17 protein-coding genes and 1 other RNA gene are annotated in these 14,729 nt (G+C 62.1%); 9 read left to right on the top strand and 9 right to left on the bottom strand.

Annotated elements, in window-relative coordinates:
• The first annotated feature begins 162 nt into the window (after positions 1-162).
• Positions 163-1,110: an AEC family transporter gene (locus ACIPSK_RS18050; protein ID WP_017966473.1), complete on the top strand. Its 948-nt coding sequence runs from the start codon at positions 163-165 to the stop codon at positions 1,108-1,110.
• Positions 1,111-1,179: 69 nt separating this feature from the next.
• Here ACIPSK_RS18050 and ACIPSK_RS18055 read toward each other — a convergent pair whose 3' ends face one another.
• Positions 1,180-1,743 carry a c-type cytochrome gene (locus ACIPSK_RS18055; protein WP_162115620.1) on the bottom strand — a complete coding sequence of 188 codons (564 nt, stop codon included), beginning with the start codon at positions 1,741-1,743 and terminating at the stop codon, positions 1,180-1,182.
• A gap of 154 nt (positions 1,744-1,897) precedes the next feature.
• Between ACIPSK_RS18055 and ACIPSK_RS18060 the strand changes: the two genes are divergently transcribed.
• Together ACIPSK_RS18060 and ACIPSK_RS18065 are read left to right on the top strand one after the other, a co-directional pair.
• A complete protein-coding gene (locus ACIPSK_RS18060) occupies positions 1,898-2,653 on the top strand; it encodes a 3-deoxy-manno-octulosonate cytidylyltransferase (protein WP_162115579.1) in 756 nt (251 codons plus the stop codon).
• A 10-nt stretch (positions 2,654-2,663) separates the two neighbouring features.
• On the top strand, positions 2,664-3,518 hold the full coding sequence (locus tag ACIPSK_RS18065) for a prephenate dehydratase (protein ID WP_017966470.1): 855 nt from the start codon (positions 2,664-2,666) through the stop codon (positions 3,516-3,518).
• Between the two features lie 114 nt (positions 3,519-3,632).
• On the opposite strand, the gene ACIPSK_RS18070 is transcribed toward ACIPSK_RS18065, so the two are convergent.
• From ACIPSK_RS18070 to ACIPSK_RS18090, 5 genes are all read right to left on the bottom strand, one after another.
• Positions 3,633-4,001, bottom strand: coding sequence for a VOC family protein (locus tag ACIPSK_RS18070; protein WP_162115580.1), 369 nt, complete (start codon positions 3,999-4,001; stop codon positions 3,633-3,635).
• A 136-nt stretch (positions 4,002-4,137) separates the two neighbouring features.
• Entirely contained in the window at positions 4,138-4,398 is a 261-nt protein-coding gene (locus ACIPSK_RS18075; protein ID WP_162115581.1) for a hypothetical protein, read from the bottom strand.
• Between the two features lie 72 nt (positions 4,399-4,470).
• Complete coding sequence (locus ACIPSK_RS18080) at positions 4,471-5,166, bottom strand: helix-turn-helix transcriptional regulator (protein WP_017966467.1); 696 nt, start codon at positions 5,164-5,166, stop codon at positions 4,471-4,473.
• Positions 5,167-5,170: 4 nt separating this feature from the next.
• Positions 5,171-6,130, bottom strand: a complete 960-nt coding sequence (nudC, locus tag ACIPSK_RS18085; protein ID WP_162115582.1) for an NAD(+) diphosphatase — start codon at positions 6,128-6,130, stop codon at positions 5,171-5,173.
• Entirely contained in the window at positions 6,127-6,537 is a 411-nt protein-coding gene (locus ACIPSK_RS18090) for an HIT domain-containing protein (RefSeq protein ID WP_024323174.1), read from the bottom strand. The genes nudC and ACIPSK_RS18090 overlap by 4 nt, the downstream gene beginning before the upstream one ends.
• Positions 6,538-6,626: 89 nt before the next feature.
• Here ACIPSK_RS18090 and ffs point away from each other — a divergent pair.
• The 3 genes from ffs to ACIPSK_RS18105 all read left to right on the top strand — a co-directional run bounded on the left by ffs (position 6,627) and on the right by ACIPSK_RS18105 (position 8,992).
• Positions 6,627-6,723, top strand: an RNA gene (gene ffs / locus ACIPSK_RS18095) — signal recognition particle sRNA small type.
• Positions 6,724-6,768: 45 nt separating this feature from the next.
• Positions 6,769-8,646, top strand: coding sequence for a DNA polymerase III subunit gamma/tau (locus tag ACIPSK_RS18100; RefSeq protein WP_162115583.1), 1,878 nt, complete (start codon positions 6,769-6,771; stop codon positions 8,644-8,646).
• Between the two features lie 22 nt (positions 8,647-8,668).
• Complete coding sequence (locus ACIPSK_RS18105; protein WP_003544342.1) at positions 8,669-8,992, top strand: YbaB/EbfC family nucleoid-associated protein; 324 nt, start codon at positions 8,669-8,671, stop codon at positions 8,990-8,992.
• Between the two features lie 32 nt (positions 8,993-9,024).
• Here the strand turns inward: ACIPSK_RS18105 and ACIPSK_RS18110 are convergent, their stop codons facing one another.
• Positions 9,025-9,654, bottom strand: coding sequence for an MOSC domain-containing protein (locus ACIPSK_RS18110; RefSeq protein WP_162115584.1), 630 nt, complete (start codon positions 9,652-9,654; stop codon positions 9,025-9,027).
• Between the two features lie 57 nt (positions 9,655-9,711).
• Between ACIPSK_RS18110 and recR the strand changes: the two genes are divergently transcribed.
• Both recR and ACIPSK_RS18120 read left to right on the top strand, forming a co-directional pair.
• Entirely contained in the window at positions 9,712-10,317 is a 606-nt protein-coding gene (gene recR / locus ACIPSK_RS18115) for a recombination mediator RecR (RefSeq protein ID WP_003571213.1), read from the top strand.
• 147 nt (positions 10,318-10,464) lie between these two features.
• Positions 10,465-11,736: a lytic murein transglycosylase gene (locus ACIPSK_RS18120; RefSeq protein ID WP_162115585.1), complete on the top strand. Its 1,272-nt coding sequence runs from the start codon at positions 10,465-10,467 to the stop codon at positions 11,734-11,736.
• A 6-nt stretch (positions 11,737-11,742) separates the two neighbouring features.
• On the opposite strand, the gene ACIPSK_RS18125 is transcribed toward ACIPSK_RS18120, so the two are convergent.
• Positions 11,743-12,198 (bottom strand): GNAT family N-acetyltransferase, encoded by a 456-nt coding sequence (locus tag ACIPSK_RS18125; protein WP_162115586.1) that lies wholly within the window; start codon positions 12,196-12,198, stop codon positions 11,743-11,745.
• Positions 12,199-12,220: 22 nt separating this feature from the next.
• Entirely contained in the window at positions 12,221-13,852 is a 1,632-nt protein-coding gene (locus ACIPSK_RS18130) for an MFS transporter (protein WP_162115587.1), read from the bottom strand.
• 244 nt (positions 13,853-14,096) lie between these two features.
• Here ACIPSK_RS18130 and rimP point away from each other — a divergent pair, with 244 nt between their 5' ends.
• Entirely contained in the window at positions 14,097-14,702 is a 606-nt protein-coding gene (rimP, locus tag ACIPSK_RS18135; protein WP_162115621.1) for a ribosome maturation factor RimP, read from the top strand.
• Positions 14,703-14,729 lie beyond the last annotated feature (27 nt).

Here is a 14,729-nt window from a genome sequence, read left to right on the forward strand (position 1 = left end):
TTTCAATCCAAGCCGTTTGCTGCTACTGCATAATTCCTTGAATCGGAATCGATTTAAGGAATTATGCAGCAATTCAAAGTGCTACAGCGTCCTTTGCGGCTCTCGAAAAGACGCGCGGCGCTGTAGACGTCGAATACTCCCCCGCGCAGAGCAGCCTCCCCTATGTCAGCCATCATTCTCGACGTCCTTCCCATCTTCATCCTGATTCTCATCGGCTGGGTGATCGTCCGCAGCGGATTGATGGCCTCGAATGTTGGCGAGGCGCTCAGCGAGTTCGTCTTCAAGATCGCCGTGCCGCTTCTGCTCTTTCGCACCATCGCCGAGGCGGATTTTCATGGCGCCTCGCCTTTTCGCCTCTGGATCGTCTATTTTTCCGGCGTCGCCATCACCTGGACGGCCGGCCATATCGCCGCCACACGCCTCTTCGGCCGTGACGAACGAATCGGCGTGCTGGCCGGCGTTTCCTCGGCCTTCGCCAACAATATCTTCATCGGTCTGCCGCTCGTCGAGCGGACCGTCGGCGACGAAGGGCTGGTGGCGCTGTCGATCCTGCTTGCCGTGCATCTGCCCGTGATGATGGTCGCCGGCACGGTCCTGATGGAGCATGCCGAGCGCAAGATCGCCGGCAAAAGCGATCGCAGCATGGTACTCGTGCTTCGCCAGATCGCGGTCAACCTCGTGCGCAACCCGCTGGTGATCGGGCTTGCGGCCGGCATGGCCATGCACCTTTCGGGCCTCACCATGCCGACGACGGTGGCAACGGTCGTCGGGCAGATCGCCGGCATTGCCGGTCCGGCGGCACTGATATCGCTCGGCATGGCGCTGGAGAAATACGGCGTCTCCGGCAATCTCGGCATCGCCAGCGTCACCTCGACCCTGAAGCTGCTGCTGCTGCCAGGCTGCGTCTGGGCGGCGAGCCACCTCCTCGGTCTCAGCCCCGAATGGAGGGCAGCGATCGTCCTGACCTCCTCCGTCCCGACAGGCGTCAATGCCTGGCTGATCGCCAATCGCTTCGGCGTCGGTCACAGCCTCGCCGCCTCGACGATCACGGTGACGACGGCGCTCGGCGCCATCACGGTCTCGCTCTGGGCCTATTTCCTCGGTGCCTGAACCGGTCCTTGCACCAAGAAAAAGCCCGGCTTGCGGCCGGGCTCGATTGTCATGAATGATGTTGCCGCCCTATTGCGTCGCCGTCTTTGGGTCCGGCAGCGGCACCGGTGAATCGGCCAACGTGTGGAGATAGAGGATGACGTTGGCGCGGTCCTGATCTTTCGGCAGTCCGGCGAAGCCCATTGCGGTGCCGGGAACGTCCTTCTTCGGTGCCGTCAGGAACTTGTTTAGATTTTCGAAGGTCCACTTCTCGCTGCTGCCCTTGGAGAAATCCTTCATGGCAGCGGAATAGGCGAAGCCTTCATGCGAGGCGATCGGGCGATCTACGACACCAAAGAGGTTGGGACCGACCTTGTTCGGTCCCCCTTTGGTGCCGTCATGACAGGCCTGACACTTCTTGAAGATCGTTTCACCGGCCTTGGCATCTGCAGAAGCGAGCAATTGCGCGATCGGAACGGCAACGGCAGGCGCAGCCTCGCCACCAGCGGCGGGCGCCTCTTCGGCAACGATCGCGAAACCTTCCTTTTCCGGTGCTTCGGAATGGAAGATCCCTTCGGACGCGATGGAGACAGACATCAGAACGAATATCGTTCCGAGCAGCGCCCCCACGGCCGTATTGACGTATGAATTCATCTGCAATGCTCCCCTTGCAGCCGGCAGACCATAAACCGGACCATCTTGAAATCGCGCGGAACCTATGTCTTTTGGTTGTTCGTTGCAACTGTCTAAATGGTCTTGTGCGTGAGACTTTTTGACACTTTCCAGCCCGGAATAGAAGGCCCGAACAATGAGTGATTCAAATTTAGACGGCGTGCTCGTATTGATCCCGGCGCGCATGGCCTCCACACGGCTTCCGGGCAAGCCACTGGCCGATATTTGCGGCCTGCCGATGATCGTCCAGGTGGCGCTGCGCGCCAGGGAGGCAGCCATCGGCCGCGTCGTCGTCGCCGTCGACGACGCCCGAGTATTCGATGCGGTAGCCGCCGCCGGCTTCGAAGTCGTCATGACCCGCACGGATCACCAATCGGGTTCCGATCGGATCTTTGAGGCGCTGACGAAAGTCGATCCGGACGGAAAGGCGAAGTTCATCGTCAACGTCCAGGGCGATCTGCCGACGATCGATGCGGAAACGGTGCGCGCGGCGTTGCGCCCTCTCGAGAACGAGGCGGTCGATATCGGGACGCTGACGACCGAAATCGACAATGAGGAGGACAGGACGGCGCCGCATATCGTCAAGATCGTCGGTTCGCCGATTTCCGACACCCGACTGCATGCGCTCTACTTCACGCGCGCAACCGCCCCTTACGGCAAGGGACCGCTCTACCACCATATCGGCCTTTATGCCTATCGGCGGGCGGCCCTCGAACGGTTCGTCTCGCTCGGCCCCTCGACGCTCGAAAAGCGCGAATCGTTGGAGCAATTGCGGGCGCTGGAGGCCGGTATGCGCATCGACGCCGAGATCGTTGACACGGTTCCGCTCGGTGTCGATACTCCCGCCGACCTCGAAAAAGCGCGGCGCATCCTCTCCGCAAAGTCGAACTGACGGAACCATCATGAACATCAAGACCAACAGGATCGCCTTCCAGGGCGAATTCGGCGCCAATTCCGACATGGCCAGCCGCGACATGTTTCCGACCATGGAGCCGCTGCCCTGCCAGACCTTCGAGGATGCGTTCACGGCGGTCGACAACGGCGACGCCGATATCGCGATGATCCCGATCGAGAACACGATTGCCGGGCGCGTCGCCGATATCCACCATCTGCTGCCGGAGTCGCGGCTGCATATCATCGGCGAATATTTCATGCCGATCCGCTTCCAGCTGATGGTGCTGCCCGGTGTCACCAAGGACGAGATCCGCACGGTGCACAGTCATATCCACGCACTTGGCCAATGCCGCAAGATCGTTCGCGCCAATGGCTGGAAGCCGGTGATCGCCGGCGATACGGCAGGGGCAGCAAAGCTGGTGAAGGAAACCGGCGACCGCTCGATGGCCGCCTTGGCGCCGCGCCTTGCCGCGGATCTCTACGGGCTGGAGATCATCGCCGAAAATGTCGAGGATTCGGAAAACAATGTGACCCGTTTCGTCGTCCTGTCCCGCGACGAGGAATGGGCGCAACGGAATTCGGCGGAAGAAAAGGTCGTCACCACCTTCGTCTTCAACGTCCGTAACATCCCGGCCGCGCTTTACAAGGCGCTCGGTGGCTTTGCCACCAACAACATCAACATGACGAAGCTGGAGAGCTACCAGCTCGGCGGAAAATTCGTGGCGACGCAGTTTTACGCCGATATCGAAGGCCATCCGAACGACCCGAACGTGCGCCGGGCGCTGGAGGAACTGCGGTTCTTTTCCGAGAAAGTCCGCATCCTCGGCGTCTACAAGGGACATGCGATGCGAGGCCTGCTTTAGAACAGGATGAAGTCATTCTGTTTCTAAATTAAATAGTTAGAGCATGATATTGTCCGAAAACCGCTGACACTTTTCGGCGTCATGCTCCAAGGCAAGCCCCGCAAGTCGCCTGAATTATTTATCCGGCTCACAGACACGCAGCCGATGCCCATCCGGGTCGAGCACGACGAAGGTCGGGCCGAAATCCAGTTCGGTCAGTTCCTGGGCGATCGGCAGACCGCGCTGGCGCCAGTCTTCATAATGTTTGGCGACGGCATTTTCTCCTTCGACCATGAAGGCCACTTCGCCGCGATTGCCGATCGCGGAGGGCTGCGGCTCGACCTTGCTGCCTCGCCAGAGACCGAGGGTGAAGCCGCCTTCAAGCGGAAAAGCGACGAAATTCGGCGCCTCCACGGCCGGCTCGCGATTGAGCAGGTTCCGGTAAAAGCTGGCGCTTTCACCCGGGTCCTTGACGTAAAGAATGATGAGATTGGGGCTGGTCATTTCGGTTCTCCCGTTGTTGTAAAATGGGTCCGGACGAAATCAGCTGCTGACAGATAGTGGCAGCAGGGTGCGAAGGGCGCAGCGATCGCAGCGCCCCGTTCTCGTCGGGCGGAATGTTGATAAGGATAGCGGCAGCCTAGAGCGGGAAACGGTCCTCGCAATGCGGGTCGCGTCCATCCATGAAGCCGAGATCGCGCTTCAGGTAGTCCGGGGTTGCTTCAAGGTCGAGGCTCGTGCGGTTTCCCCTGGGAAAGCGGAAAAAAACCATGATCAGGAGCAGCAGGCCGGAGCGTGCCGACTGGCGGACATCGGCAAAAGTCTCGGCCGAAATGACATCGGCAAAGGACTCGCCCGTAAAACGGTCGTTCGCGAAACGAATGGCTGGAGGCGTTACCATGATCAGTACTCCTTTCCTGTTGGATTGGTACTGACAATAACACTTGCTGCTGACAGTTTATGGCAGCAGCGTTCAGCTCTCGATCGGCACGTCCTGCGTCTCGCGCCACTCCTTGAGGAGCACCGTGCGGCGGCGCGGATAACGCCCCTCATGCAACGCCATGTCGATGATGCGGTCGGTACGGAAATGGCGAAAATCCTGGCGCAGTTCGCACCAGGCCATGACAACCCGCACATGTTCGAAATAACCGAGCGCGAAAGGCCAGACGCGGCGGCGCGAGATACGACCCTGCTCATCGCCATAGTGCAGCTCGAGGATACGCTCCAGACGGATTGCCCTGCGGATGGCCGAGACATCTGCGCTGTCCTCGTCCCGGCGTTTGGGGCCGACGAACAGCGCTGCCGAATCGATCATCTCGCGCATATCGGCCGGCAGCACGGCGGCAATCTTGGCCAGCGCGTCGGCGCCGGCGCCGGCAAGGCGCGGCTCGGCGGCGCGGGCCACCCAACGCGAGCCAAGCACCAATGCCTCGAGCTCTTCTTCGGAAAACATCATCGGCGGCAGCATGAAGCCGGGCTTCAGCACGTAGCCGATGCCGGCTTCGCCTTCGATCATCGCGCCCTGGGCCTGCAGGCTGGCAATATCGCGATAGAGCGTACGCAGGCTGACGCCGGTCTCCTGGGCGAGTACGGTTCCAGTCACCGGCCGCCGGTAACGCCGGAGCGTCTGGAGCAGCGTCAGCAGCCGTTCGGAGCGGGCGACCGGCATGACGCTACCGCTTCCACTCCACCCAGTCGCGCATCAGGCGGTGGGCGATCGCCCCTTTCGGCGGCGAGGCCTTGCCTGTCGCGCTCGGGCGCTCCAGCATCTCGATCGTTTCCTCGCGGGTGAACCATCGGCAATCCTCGAGCTCCGTCTCGTCGCGGCTGATCTCGGTCGATTTCGCCTCGGCGTAACAGCCGATCATCAAGGAATGCGGCATCGGCCAGGGCTGCGAGGCATGATAGCGGATGCGGCCGGTGCGGATGCCCGATTCCTCCAGCGTTTCGCGGCGCACGGCGTTCTCGATGGTCTCGCCGGGCTCGACGAAGCCGGCCAGACAGGAATACATGCCGGGCGCGAAATGCGGACTGCGGCCGAGCAGGCAGAGGTCGCGCTGCTCGTCAACCGTCAGCATGATGACGACGGGGTCGGTGCGGGGGAAGATCACATGTTCGCAGGCGGTGCAGACACGCTTGTAGCCGCCGATGTGGATCTCCATCGCCGAGCCGCAGCGGCCGCAGAAGCGGTTATCGCCGTTCCAGCGGATGAGGCTTGCGGCCTGGGCGAATTCACCGAGCAACACCTCGTCGATCAGCATTTCGCGAAACAGGGTGCGGCCGTCTTCAGGCTTGTAATGGCTGGTGAGATCGTCGGCGTCGATGCCGACGGGAACGGCAAGGCGCGGCTCGCCGGTCTTGCGGTAGCCAAGAAGTATGGTCTCGTCCCAATCCGGCTGCAATTCCTGCAGTTCATAGCGGGCAAAGAGCGGATCGAGCACTTGGCCGTCGTGCTTCAGCACCAGCTTACCCCCCGCGAAGGCGAAGATATGGGTACCTTCCTTGGCCAGCGCCTTTTCGACGGATCGTTCATCGCGATGCTCGGAATCGCGATTGAGGTCGTTGGCGGCAAAGGCCGTGAGATTGCTGGGTTCCGGATGCGGCACATCCGAATCGAAAAGCGAATGACTCATGATGAAAGGGCTTCCCGCAGCTTCGCTGTAAATTCGTCTCTCTTTCCGTCCTCGTAGGGCTCCGCGCGCCCGAAGCCCCAGACGGGACCCGGCCAATTCGCATCGCCTTCGAAGCGGGCAATGACATGAACATGAAGCTGGCGGACGATATTGCCAAGAGCCCCGACATTGATTTTTGTCGCGCCGGTGATCTCCTTGAGCGCCTTGGCGACCAGCTCCGTCTCAAAGGCCAGCAGCACCTGGTCGAGCGGCGTCAGCTCGAAGATTTCGGTGATATCGGCCCGGCGCGGCACGAGTATGAGCCACGGCCAGCGGGCATCCCTCGACAATCTCAGATCGCAGAGACCGGTGACCATGATGCTGACGCTGTCGTTTTCCAGCCGAGGGTCGAGCGCGAAACCTTTCAAAGGGCATTCTCCTCATGTTTTCCAACGACTAGCAGTTTTTTTGCATGTTGGCTTGCTTTTGATGACGATATTGCCGATATGTGCATCCGGGAGGTTGGTGGTGGACGAGCCACTCGCCAACCGGGTCAGGTCCGGAAGGAAGCAGCCCTAACGAGCCCGGCACGGGTCATCGTGCCAGCCTCCCACCTTCTCTCCACGAAGTGCCCGACGATCCGGGCGACAAGCAGGGCGATGAGCGACACCGAGCGACAATCAAAAGATGCCGCCTCGACAGGCACCGGATACCGAGTGCTGGCTCGCAAATACCGCCCCAAGGATTTCACGGACCTGATGGTCGGCCAGGAGCCGATGGTCCGCACCCTCACCAACGCCTTCGAGACCGGCCGCATCGCGCAAGCCTACATGCTAACCGGCGTGCGCGGCGTCGGCAAGACGACGACGGCGCGTATCCTGGCGCGGGCGCTGAACTACAAGACATCAGAAATCGACAAGCCGACGATCGACCTTCGCACGCCGGGCGAGCACTGCCAGGCGATCATGGAAGGCCGGCATGTCGACGTGATCGAGATGGATGCCGCCTCCCATACCGGTATCGACGATATTCGCGAGATCATCGAGCAGGTGCGCTACCGGCCGGTTTCGGCGCGCTACAAAGTCTATATCATCGACGAAGTGCACATGCTGTCGACGCAGGCCTTCAACGGCCTGTTGAAGACGTTGGAAGAGCCGCCGGAACATGTGAAATTCATCTTCGCCACGACCGAAATCCGCAAGGTGCCGATCACCGTGCTGTCGCGCTGCCAGCGCTTCGACCTGCGCCGCATCAGCGCCTCAGATCTGGTCGGGCTGTTCACAACGATCGCAGCCAAGGAAGGCATCGAAGCGGAGCCGGACGCGCTGGCGATGATTGCGCGCGCGGCCGAAGGCTCGGCGCGCGACGGCCTGTCGCTGCTCGACCAGGCGATCGCCCATGGCGCGGGCGCCGTGCAGGCGGAAGCCGTGCGCGGCATGCTCGGCCTTGCCGATCGCGCCCGGATCGTCGATCTCTTCCAGCATATCATCAAGGGCGATGTGGCCGCGGCCCTCGGCGAGTTCCAGAACCAGTACGAAGCCGGCGCCAATCCGGTGGTGGTGCTGACCGATCTTGCCGATTTCACTCATCTGGTGACGCGGCTGAAATATGTGCCGGATGCGGCAAACGATCCTTCGCTGAGCGAGGTAGAGCGCACCAAGGCGGCGGAATTCGCCAAGGGTGTTGCGGTGACGACGCTGTCGCGCATCTGGCAGATGCTGCTTAAGGGCGTTCCGGAAACGGAAGGCTCGTCGCGGACGGCAGGGGCTGCCGAGATGGTGCTGATCCGGCTTGCACATGCTGCGCATCTGCCAGCGCCCGAGGATGCGGCACGGCGGCTTGCCGAATTTTCCGGCGACAATGCCGGCCCGCGGCCCGCGGCTCCGCCGTCCGGCAATGGCGGCGGCAACGGAACACGGGTTCCCTATCAGAGCAGTGTCGCAGCGCGCGCAGCCGAAACCGCGCCGAGCCAGCCACAGCCTTCCGCACCGGTGGCGATGCTGCGCGCCGTGCCGAGCAGCCAGCCCGAGACGATGCCTGTCGGCCGGATTGACCCGAAACCGGCGGAAACACCGAAGCCGCTCGTCCGGGTCAATTCGGTCAGCGATATCGTCGATCTCGCCACCGAGAAACGCGATCCGAAGCTGAAGGCGATGGTGCGGGCCTTCGTGCGCCCTGTGCGGATCGAGCCCGGCCGGCTCGACGTCAGCCTGGCCCCCGGTGCGCCGACGACGCTGCTCAACGAGCTTGCCGTCAAATTGAAGGAATGGACGGGCATCCATTGGATCGTCAGCCTCAGCCGCGACGAGGGTCAGCCGACGCTTGTCGAAGCGGAGGCCAGGACCCGGGAACAGCATGTGATCGACGCGCGCCAGGATCCTGACGTGGCGGCAATCCTGGCGCATTTCCCCGGTGCCAAGATCATCGACGTGCGCGTACGGGCGCCCGAACCGGAAGAGGAAGGTGAGGCGACGCCGCCGGCCGCCGCCGAATCCGAGGAAGGCGACATCCTGCCGGGCGACGACATAGAATTCTGAGGTTTCAACAAGGAGCGAGACGATGCGCGACATCATGGGCATGATGGGCAAAGTCAAGGAAATGCAGGCCAAGATGGAGCAGATGCAGGCGGAGATCGCCGAGCTCACGGCCGAAGGCAAGGCGGGCGGCGGCCTCGTCGCCGTCGTCATTACGGGCAAAGGCGAGTTGAAGAGCCTGAAGATCGATCCGTCGCTGTTCAAGGAAGACGATGTCGAGATCCTCGAGGACCTGATCGTCGCCGCCCACAAGGACGCCAAGGACAAAGCCGAGGCGCTGGCCGCCGAAAAGACTAAGGCCCTGACGGCAGGTCTGCCGATCCCACCGGGCTTCAAGCTGCCGTTCTGAGGCGGCCAACATATCAAGGTGTAAAGTCTGATCTAGTGCGCTTCGTCGGCTTGGGATTCCAGCATGGCCCTAAGCTTGTAGTGAATTGGGGCCGCGAGATATCGCGCCCGATCTGCCCCCTGAAGCCTTCGGCCGAAGGTCTCCATTAGCTCCGGCATCGTAATCCTGTCTCCCGAAAAAGACGTGTATTCCATCGGCATTCCGGGCTCGACCACGCCGTCCCGGATGACGCGGCAATAGATACCGGGACGGGCGGCGGCGGTGTAACGCTTGACGAATTTCGGATCTGCCATCCTGGCGGCGAAGGTGGCGCATGGCATGCGGCATGATGTGACTTCGAGGACGAGATCGCCGGTGAGGAAACGGTCGCCGACGGCGACGTCGCGATTGTCGAGATCCGATATCACCATGTTCTCGCCGAAAGTACCGGCCTCGTAAGGTTGACCCAGTTCCTGCGCCCACCAGTCGAGCGTCAGCGATCCCTCGATATAGACAGCCTGGTCGACGCCGCCATGGTGTTTGCGGTTGCAGATCGCATCGCCGACCAGACCTTCGGCGTCGATCATGACCGCGCCGTTGACGGCGTGTTTGAAGATGCCGGTCTTCTCGCTCTTGCCCGGCAGTCTTTCCGGATTGCCGGTGCACAGCGCCAGGATTTTCATCGGATGGGCGATCCTTCCGCGATTCCGTTTTCGGTCCATATCAGTTAAGAACGGCGCATGGCAAAACGAGTCACCGGACCCGAAATCGAAAAACTCATCCAGCTTCTGGCGAAGGTGCCGGGCCTTGGGCCGCGCTCGGCGCGCCGGGCGGCACTGCATCTGATCAAGAAGAAGGATCAGCTGCTCGGCCCGCTGTCGAATGCAATGGGCGAGGCCTATGACAAGGTGAAGATCTGCTCGCGCTGCGGCAATGTCGACACCGTCGATCCCTGCACCGTCTGCACCGACACGCAGCGCGATCAATCGATCATCATCGTCGTCGAGGACGTATCGGATCTCTGGGCGCTGGAGCGGGCAGGCGCGATGAACGCCGCCTATCACGTGCTCGGCGGCACGCTGTCGCCGCTCGACGGCATCGGGCCCGACGATCTCAACATTCGCGGCCTGATCGACCGGATCGGCGAAGGCGGCATCCGGGAACTGATTATCGCGGTCAATGCCACCGTCGAGGGACAGACGACCGCGCATTACATCACCGATCAATTGCAGGGGCTCGACGTGAAGATCACCCGGCTGGCGCATGGCGTACCGGTCGGCGGCGAGCTCGACTATCTCGACGAGGGCACGCTCGCAGCGGCACTTCGGGCGCGGACGGTGATATAGGGAGGCTTGCTTATGTTGCACCACACCCCCCTCTGCCCTGCCGGGCATCTCCCCCACAAGAGGGGAGATCAGCAAGTTGGACCGGCTTCGCGAAATTTTGACCGCTTGCCAGGCGACGGCGATCCGATCTCCCCCCTTGTGGGGGAGATGTCCGGCAGGACAGAGCGGGGTGTTCCACGGCGGCTGCGGATCCTCGCACTCGTGATAACGACCGCCCTCCTCCCCCTCTCCGCCCACGCAGCACCATCAAAAGCTGATGTCGAGGCGCAGTTCGGAAAATGGGTGCAGAGCGACCTCTGGCCAGAAGCGAAGGCGAACGGCATTTCGGAGAAGGTCTTTCAAGCCGCTTTCTCCGGCATCACGCTGAACTGGAACTTGCCCGATCTCGATCCGCCGGGTTTCCCGCCGCCGAAGGAGCAGAAGCAGACGCAGGCCGAATTTTCCTCGCCCGCTCCCTATTTCAACGAGGACCATCTGAAGCGACTTGCCGCAACCGGGCGCGGCTTTGCCGCCCAATACGGCTCGACGCTGAAACGGATCGAGAAGACCTATGGCGTGCCGGGCTCGATCGTGCTGGCCATCTGGGGCCGGGAGACCGGCTTCGGTGCGGCGAAGATCCCGAATTCGGCGATCGAGGTGCTGGCGACCAAGGCCTTCATGTCGACGCGCAAGGAGATGTTCCGCACCGAGCTGGTGGCCGCACTCCATATTCTCGACGTCGGCGACGTCACACCTGCCGATTTCAAGGGGTCATGGGCCGGCGCGCTCGGCCAACCGCAGTTCATGCCGACGAGTTATCTGAAATATGCCGTCGATTTCGACGGCGACGGCCACCGCAATATCTGGACGTCAGTGCCCGATACGCTCGCCTCGATCGCCAATTTTCTGGTCAAGAAAGGCTGGCAGCGCGACCGCGACTGGGGCTTCGAGGTGTCGATACCGGAGGCGGTTTCCTGCGCGCAGGAGGGACCCGATCTGGCAAAGCCGCTGTCGCACTGGGCCTCGCTCGGCATCGACCGCAGCTCCGGCAAAGGCTTTCCCTCAGGCGAGATGAAGGCTGAGGGCATGATGCTGGTGCCCGCCGGCCGCGACGGGCCGGAATTCATCGTCACGCCGAATTTCTACATCATCAAGGAATACAATAATTCCGATCTCTACGCGCTCTATATCGGCAATCTCGCCGACCGGATCGCCTATAATGGCGGCGCCTTCCAGGGCAGATGGGGCGATGTCGGCAAGATGCTGCGCTCGGACGTCGCCGCCATGCAGAAGGCGCTGGAACGGCAGGGCTATGATGTCGGCGGCTCCGACGGTCTGCCGGGCTACAAGACGCGGCGCTCGATCGGCCAGTGGCAGGCAAAGAACGGCATGAAACCGACATGTTTTCCCGAGGCTGCGATGAAGGGCAAGCTGAAGTAACCGGCTTCAGAGAGTGCGTTTCAAACCTTCATGGCTGGCGACGAAACCGAGCCTCTCGTAAAAGCGGATCGCATCCCCTCGCGTCTTGTCCGATGTCAGCTGCACGAGGCCGCAGCCGCGCTCGGCGCATTGGGCGATCGCCCATTCGATGAATTGCGCGCCGAGGCCAGAGCCGCGAAGATCGCTTGCGACACGCACGCTTTCGATCTGGCCGCGCCACATGCCCGTCCTCGAAAGGCCGGGAACAAAGCTCAGCTGCAAACAGCCGACGACCCGATCGTCCGCGTCGGTTGCGACGGCCAGAAGCTGATTGGCATCAGCCTCGATCGCGGCAAAGGCCGAGAGATAACGCGCGTCGACAGGGTCCGAAACGACCTCCCTGCTGCCGCCGAGATCGTCATCGGCCAGAAGCCGGACGATGGCGGCAAGATCGGATTGGCGGGCGAGCCTGAATCTACACATGCTTGATCTCTGCATAGTGGTCTCAATGATGCAGGTCGATCGGCGCCTTGTGGAAGACGTCGTCGCCCGGTGGAATGGCCTGGCGTTCGATCATGCGGTGGACATGCAGCGGACCCTCGCCGCGGTGAAGCGCACGCAGCCTGTCGGTGTTTTCGGCATCGGCCTGCGTGCGCCGCTGGTTGTGTCTGATATATTCGACCCAGGTCGGCGTGTGGTAGCTTTCGGTCCACAGGCTGGGATTTTCGAGATCACGCATCAGCGCCCAGTTGCGGGCGCCGTCGCGGATGCGGATACGGCGGCGTTCGCCCATCAGCTCCATGAACTCGGCCAGGTCGTCATCTCCGATCTCGTAATCGACCTGGATGACGATCGGGCCGCTGCGCGGTGTGATGTCGAGACTGAGGGCCGGTTCGGTGAAGCGGTTCAGCGGGTCGAGATTGAGCGAGGCGAAGGCCGGCATCGAAAAACGCAGGCCGATGGCGATGCCGAGCAGCATGACGACGGATGACATCAGCAGCGCATCGGCGACGCCGTAGCGATCGGCGGCGACGCCCCACAGCCAGCTGCCGCCGGCAATGCCGCCGAAGGTGACGGTCTGGTAGAGAGACAGTGCCCGGCCGACCACCCAGCGCGGCGTCGAAAGCTGGACGATGGTGTTGAACAGCGAAAGTGCGGAGACCCAGCAGGCGCCGGAGACGAGCAGCCCGGCGGAGGTCAGGACGGCACTCGGGCTGAAGGCAGCGATGACCGCGCTCAGCGCGAAGCCGGCAAAGGACAGGCGGACGATCATCTCGCTGGAAAGCACCTGGCGGAGCCTGGCATTCAGCACCGCACCGCCGATCGCGCCGATGCCAAAGGCGCCGAGCATGAAACCATAGGTCAGCGGGCCGCCGGCAACCAGATCGAGGGCGACAACAGGCAGGAGCGCCAGGATCGAGCTGGCGCCGATGCCGAAGAGCAGCCCCCTGACGAGGACCTTTTCGAGATTGGGCGACATCGAGACGTAACGCAGGCCGGCGAAGATGGCGCTGCCGAGCGCCTCCCGCGGCAGGGTCGAGACGGGCGCGGCTGGCCGCCAGCGCAACAGGGCATAGATCAAGGCGAGGTAACTCAGCGTGTTAACCGCGAAAGCCGCGGCCGCGCCGGCAGCGGCGACGATGACGCCGCCGATTGCCGGGCCGACGCTGCGGGTGATGTTGAAACCCATGCTGTTCAACGTGACCGCACCCGGCAGGTCGGCACGCGGCACCATGTCGCCGACCGAGGCCTGCCAGGAGGGATTGTTGAGCGCGGTGCCGCAGCCGATCAGGAAGGTGAAGAAGAGCAGCAGCCAGGGCGTGATCCAGCCGAGCAGGGCCGAGGCCGTCAGCAGCGCCGAGACGGTGAGCATCATGCACTGCGCCGTCAGCATGACCCGGCGGCGGTCATAATTGTCGGCCAGCGCACCCGATATCAGCGAAAACAACATGATCGGCAGCGCCGTCGAGGTCTGTACCAGCGCGACCATGTCCTCCGACGCGGTGATCGTCGTCATCATCCAGGCGGCGCCGACCGCCTGGATCAGGCCGCCGAAATTCGAAGAAAGGCTCGCGAACCAGATGGTGCGGTAGGTATCGTGCCGCAAAGGCGCCAATGTCGACGAAGTGTAGGCCACGATTTCTCCGCTTTTGTTATTGCGCGCCAACGGCAATATATGCGCAAGACCGGCGCTGGCCATAGGCCTGATCACGTCACCGGAGCGAATCGGCCGAATCTGTCGCAGACCTTGCAATTTCGGAAAAACCCGACTATATGCCTCTCAAATTCTTGATCGCTTGATGAAGAGTGGGCCGCAAGGACCCGCTCTTTTTTATTACCGCGATCGCTTAAACAGCATGAAATTGCGAGGAGCGCACCGCTTGTCGGACATGACAAACGCAGACAACGAACTTGAGCCGCGGCTGATTACTGAAACCGGGCTCGACCAGCGTCTTGCCGATATCATCGAACCCGTTCTCGTCGGCATTGGCTTTAGGCTTATCCGCGTCCGGATGCTGAACCAGAACGGCGCGACGATGCAGGTTATGGCCGAACGCAACGACGGCACGATGTCGGTTCAGGATTGCGAAGAAGTCTCGATGGCGATTTCTCCCGTCCTCGATGTGGAAGATCCGATCGATAAAGAGTATCATCTGGAGGTGTCTTCGCCCGGCATCGACCGTCCGATGGTGCGGAAATCCGATTTCGTCCGCTGGCAGGGCCACCTTGTGAAATGCGAGACGTCGATCTTGATCGACAATCGCAAGCGCTTCCGCGGCAAGATCGTCGAAGCAGGCGCAGATGGTTTCACGCTCGAGCGTGACCAGGTTGCCTATGGGGAAGAGCAGAAGGTCACCATTCCCTTCACGGCGCTTAGCGATGCGAAGCTCATTCTGACCGACGACCTGATCCGCGATGCGTTGCGGGCCGACAAGCTGGCGAAAGCCCAGGCCGCCAACCAGAACGAAGCGGACGACCAGGAATAACCGATCAACAGACCGCTTCAGGGACGG

Source organism: Rhizobium sp. LARHSG275, from assembly GCF_052871115.1.

Bases quoted from the DNA above. Each gene is read 5' to 3' on its own strand.
- ACIPSK_RS18050 (WP_017966473.1), top strand. From the start codon at position 163: ATGTCAGCCATCATTCTCGACGTCCTTCCCATCTTCATCCTGATTCTC.
- ACIPSK_RS18055 (WP_162115620.1), bottom strand. From the start codon at position 1,743: ATGAATTCATACGTCAATACGGCCGTGGGGGCGCTGCTCGGAACGATA.
- ACIPSK_RS18060 (WP_162115579.1), top strand. From the start codon at position 1,898: ATGAGTGATTCAAATTTAGACGGCGTGCTCGTATTGATCCCGGCGCGC.
- ACIPSK_RS18065 (WP_017966470.1), top strand. From the start codon at position 2,664: ATGAACATCAAGACCAACAGGATCGCCTTCCAGGGCGAATTCGGCGCC.
- ACIPSK_RS18070 (WP_162115580.1), bottom strand. From the start codon at position 4,001: ATGACCAGCCCCAATCTCATCATTCTTTACGTCAAGGACCCGGGTGAA.
- ACIPSK_RS18075 (WP_162115581.1), bottom strand. From the start codon at position 4,398: ATGGTAACGCCTCCAGCCATTCGTTTCGCGAACGACCGTTTTACGGGC.
- ACIPSK_RS18080 (WP_017966467.1), bottom strand. From the start codon at position 5,166: ATGCCGGTCGCCCGCTCCGAACGGCTGCTGACGCTGCTCCAGACGCTC.
- nudC (WP_162115582.1), bottom strand. From the start codon at position 6,130: ATGAGTCATTCGCTTTTCGATTCGGATGTGCCGCATCCGGAACCCAGC.
- ACIPSK_RS18100 (WP_162115583.1), top strand. From the start codon at position 6,769: ATGAGCGACACCGAGCGACAATCAAAAGATGCCGCCTCGACAGGCACC.
- ACIPSK_RS18105 (WP_003544342.1), top strand. From the start codon at position 8,669: ATGCGCGACATCATGGGCATGATGGGCAAAGTCAAGGAAATGCAGGCC.
- ACIPSK_RS18110 (WP_162115584.1), bottom strand. From the start codon at position 9,654: ATGAAAATCCTGGCGCTGTGCACCGGCAATCCGGAAAGACTGCCGGGC.
- recR (WP_003571213.1), top strand. From the start codon at position 9,712: ATGGCAAAACGAGTCACCGGACCCGAAATCGAAAAACTCATCCAGCTT.
- ACIPSK_RS18120 (WP_162115585.1), top strand. From the start codon at position 10,465: ATGTCCGGCAGGACAGAGCGGGGTGTTCCACGGCGGCTGCGGATCCTC.
- ACIPSK_RS18125 (WP_162115586.1), bottom strand. From the start codon at position 12,198: ATGTGTAGATTCAGGCTCGCCCGCCAATCCGATCTTGCCGCCATCGTC.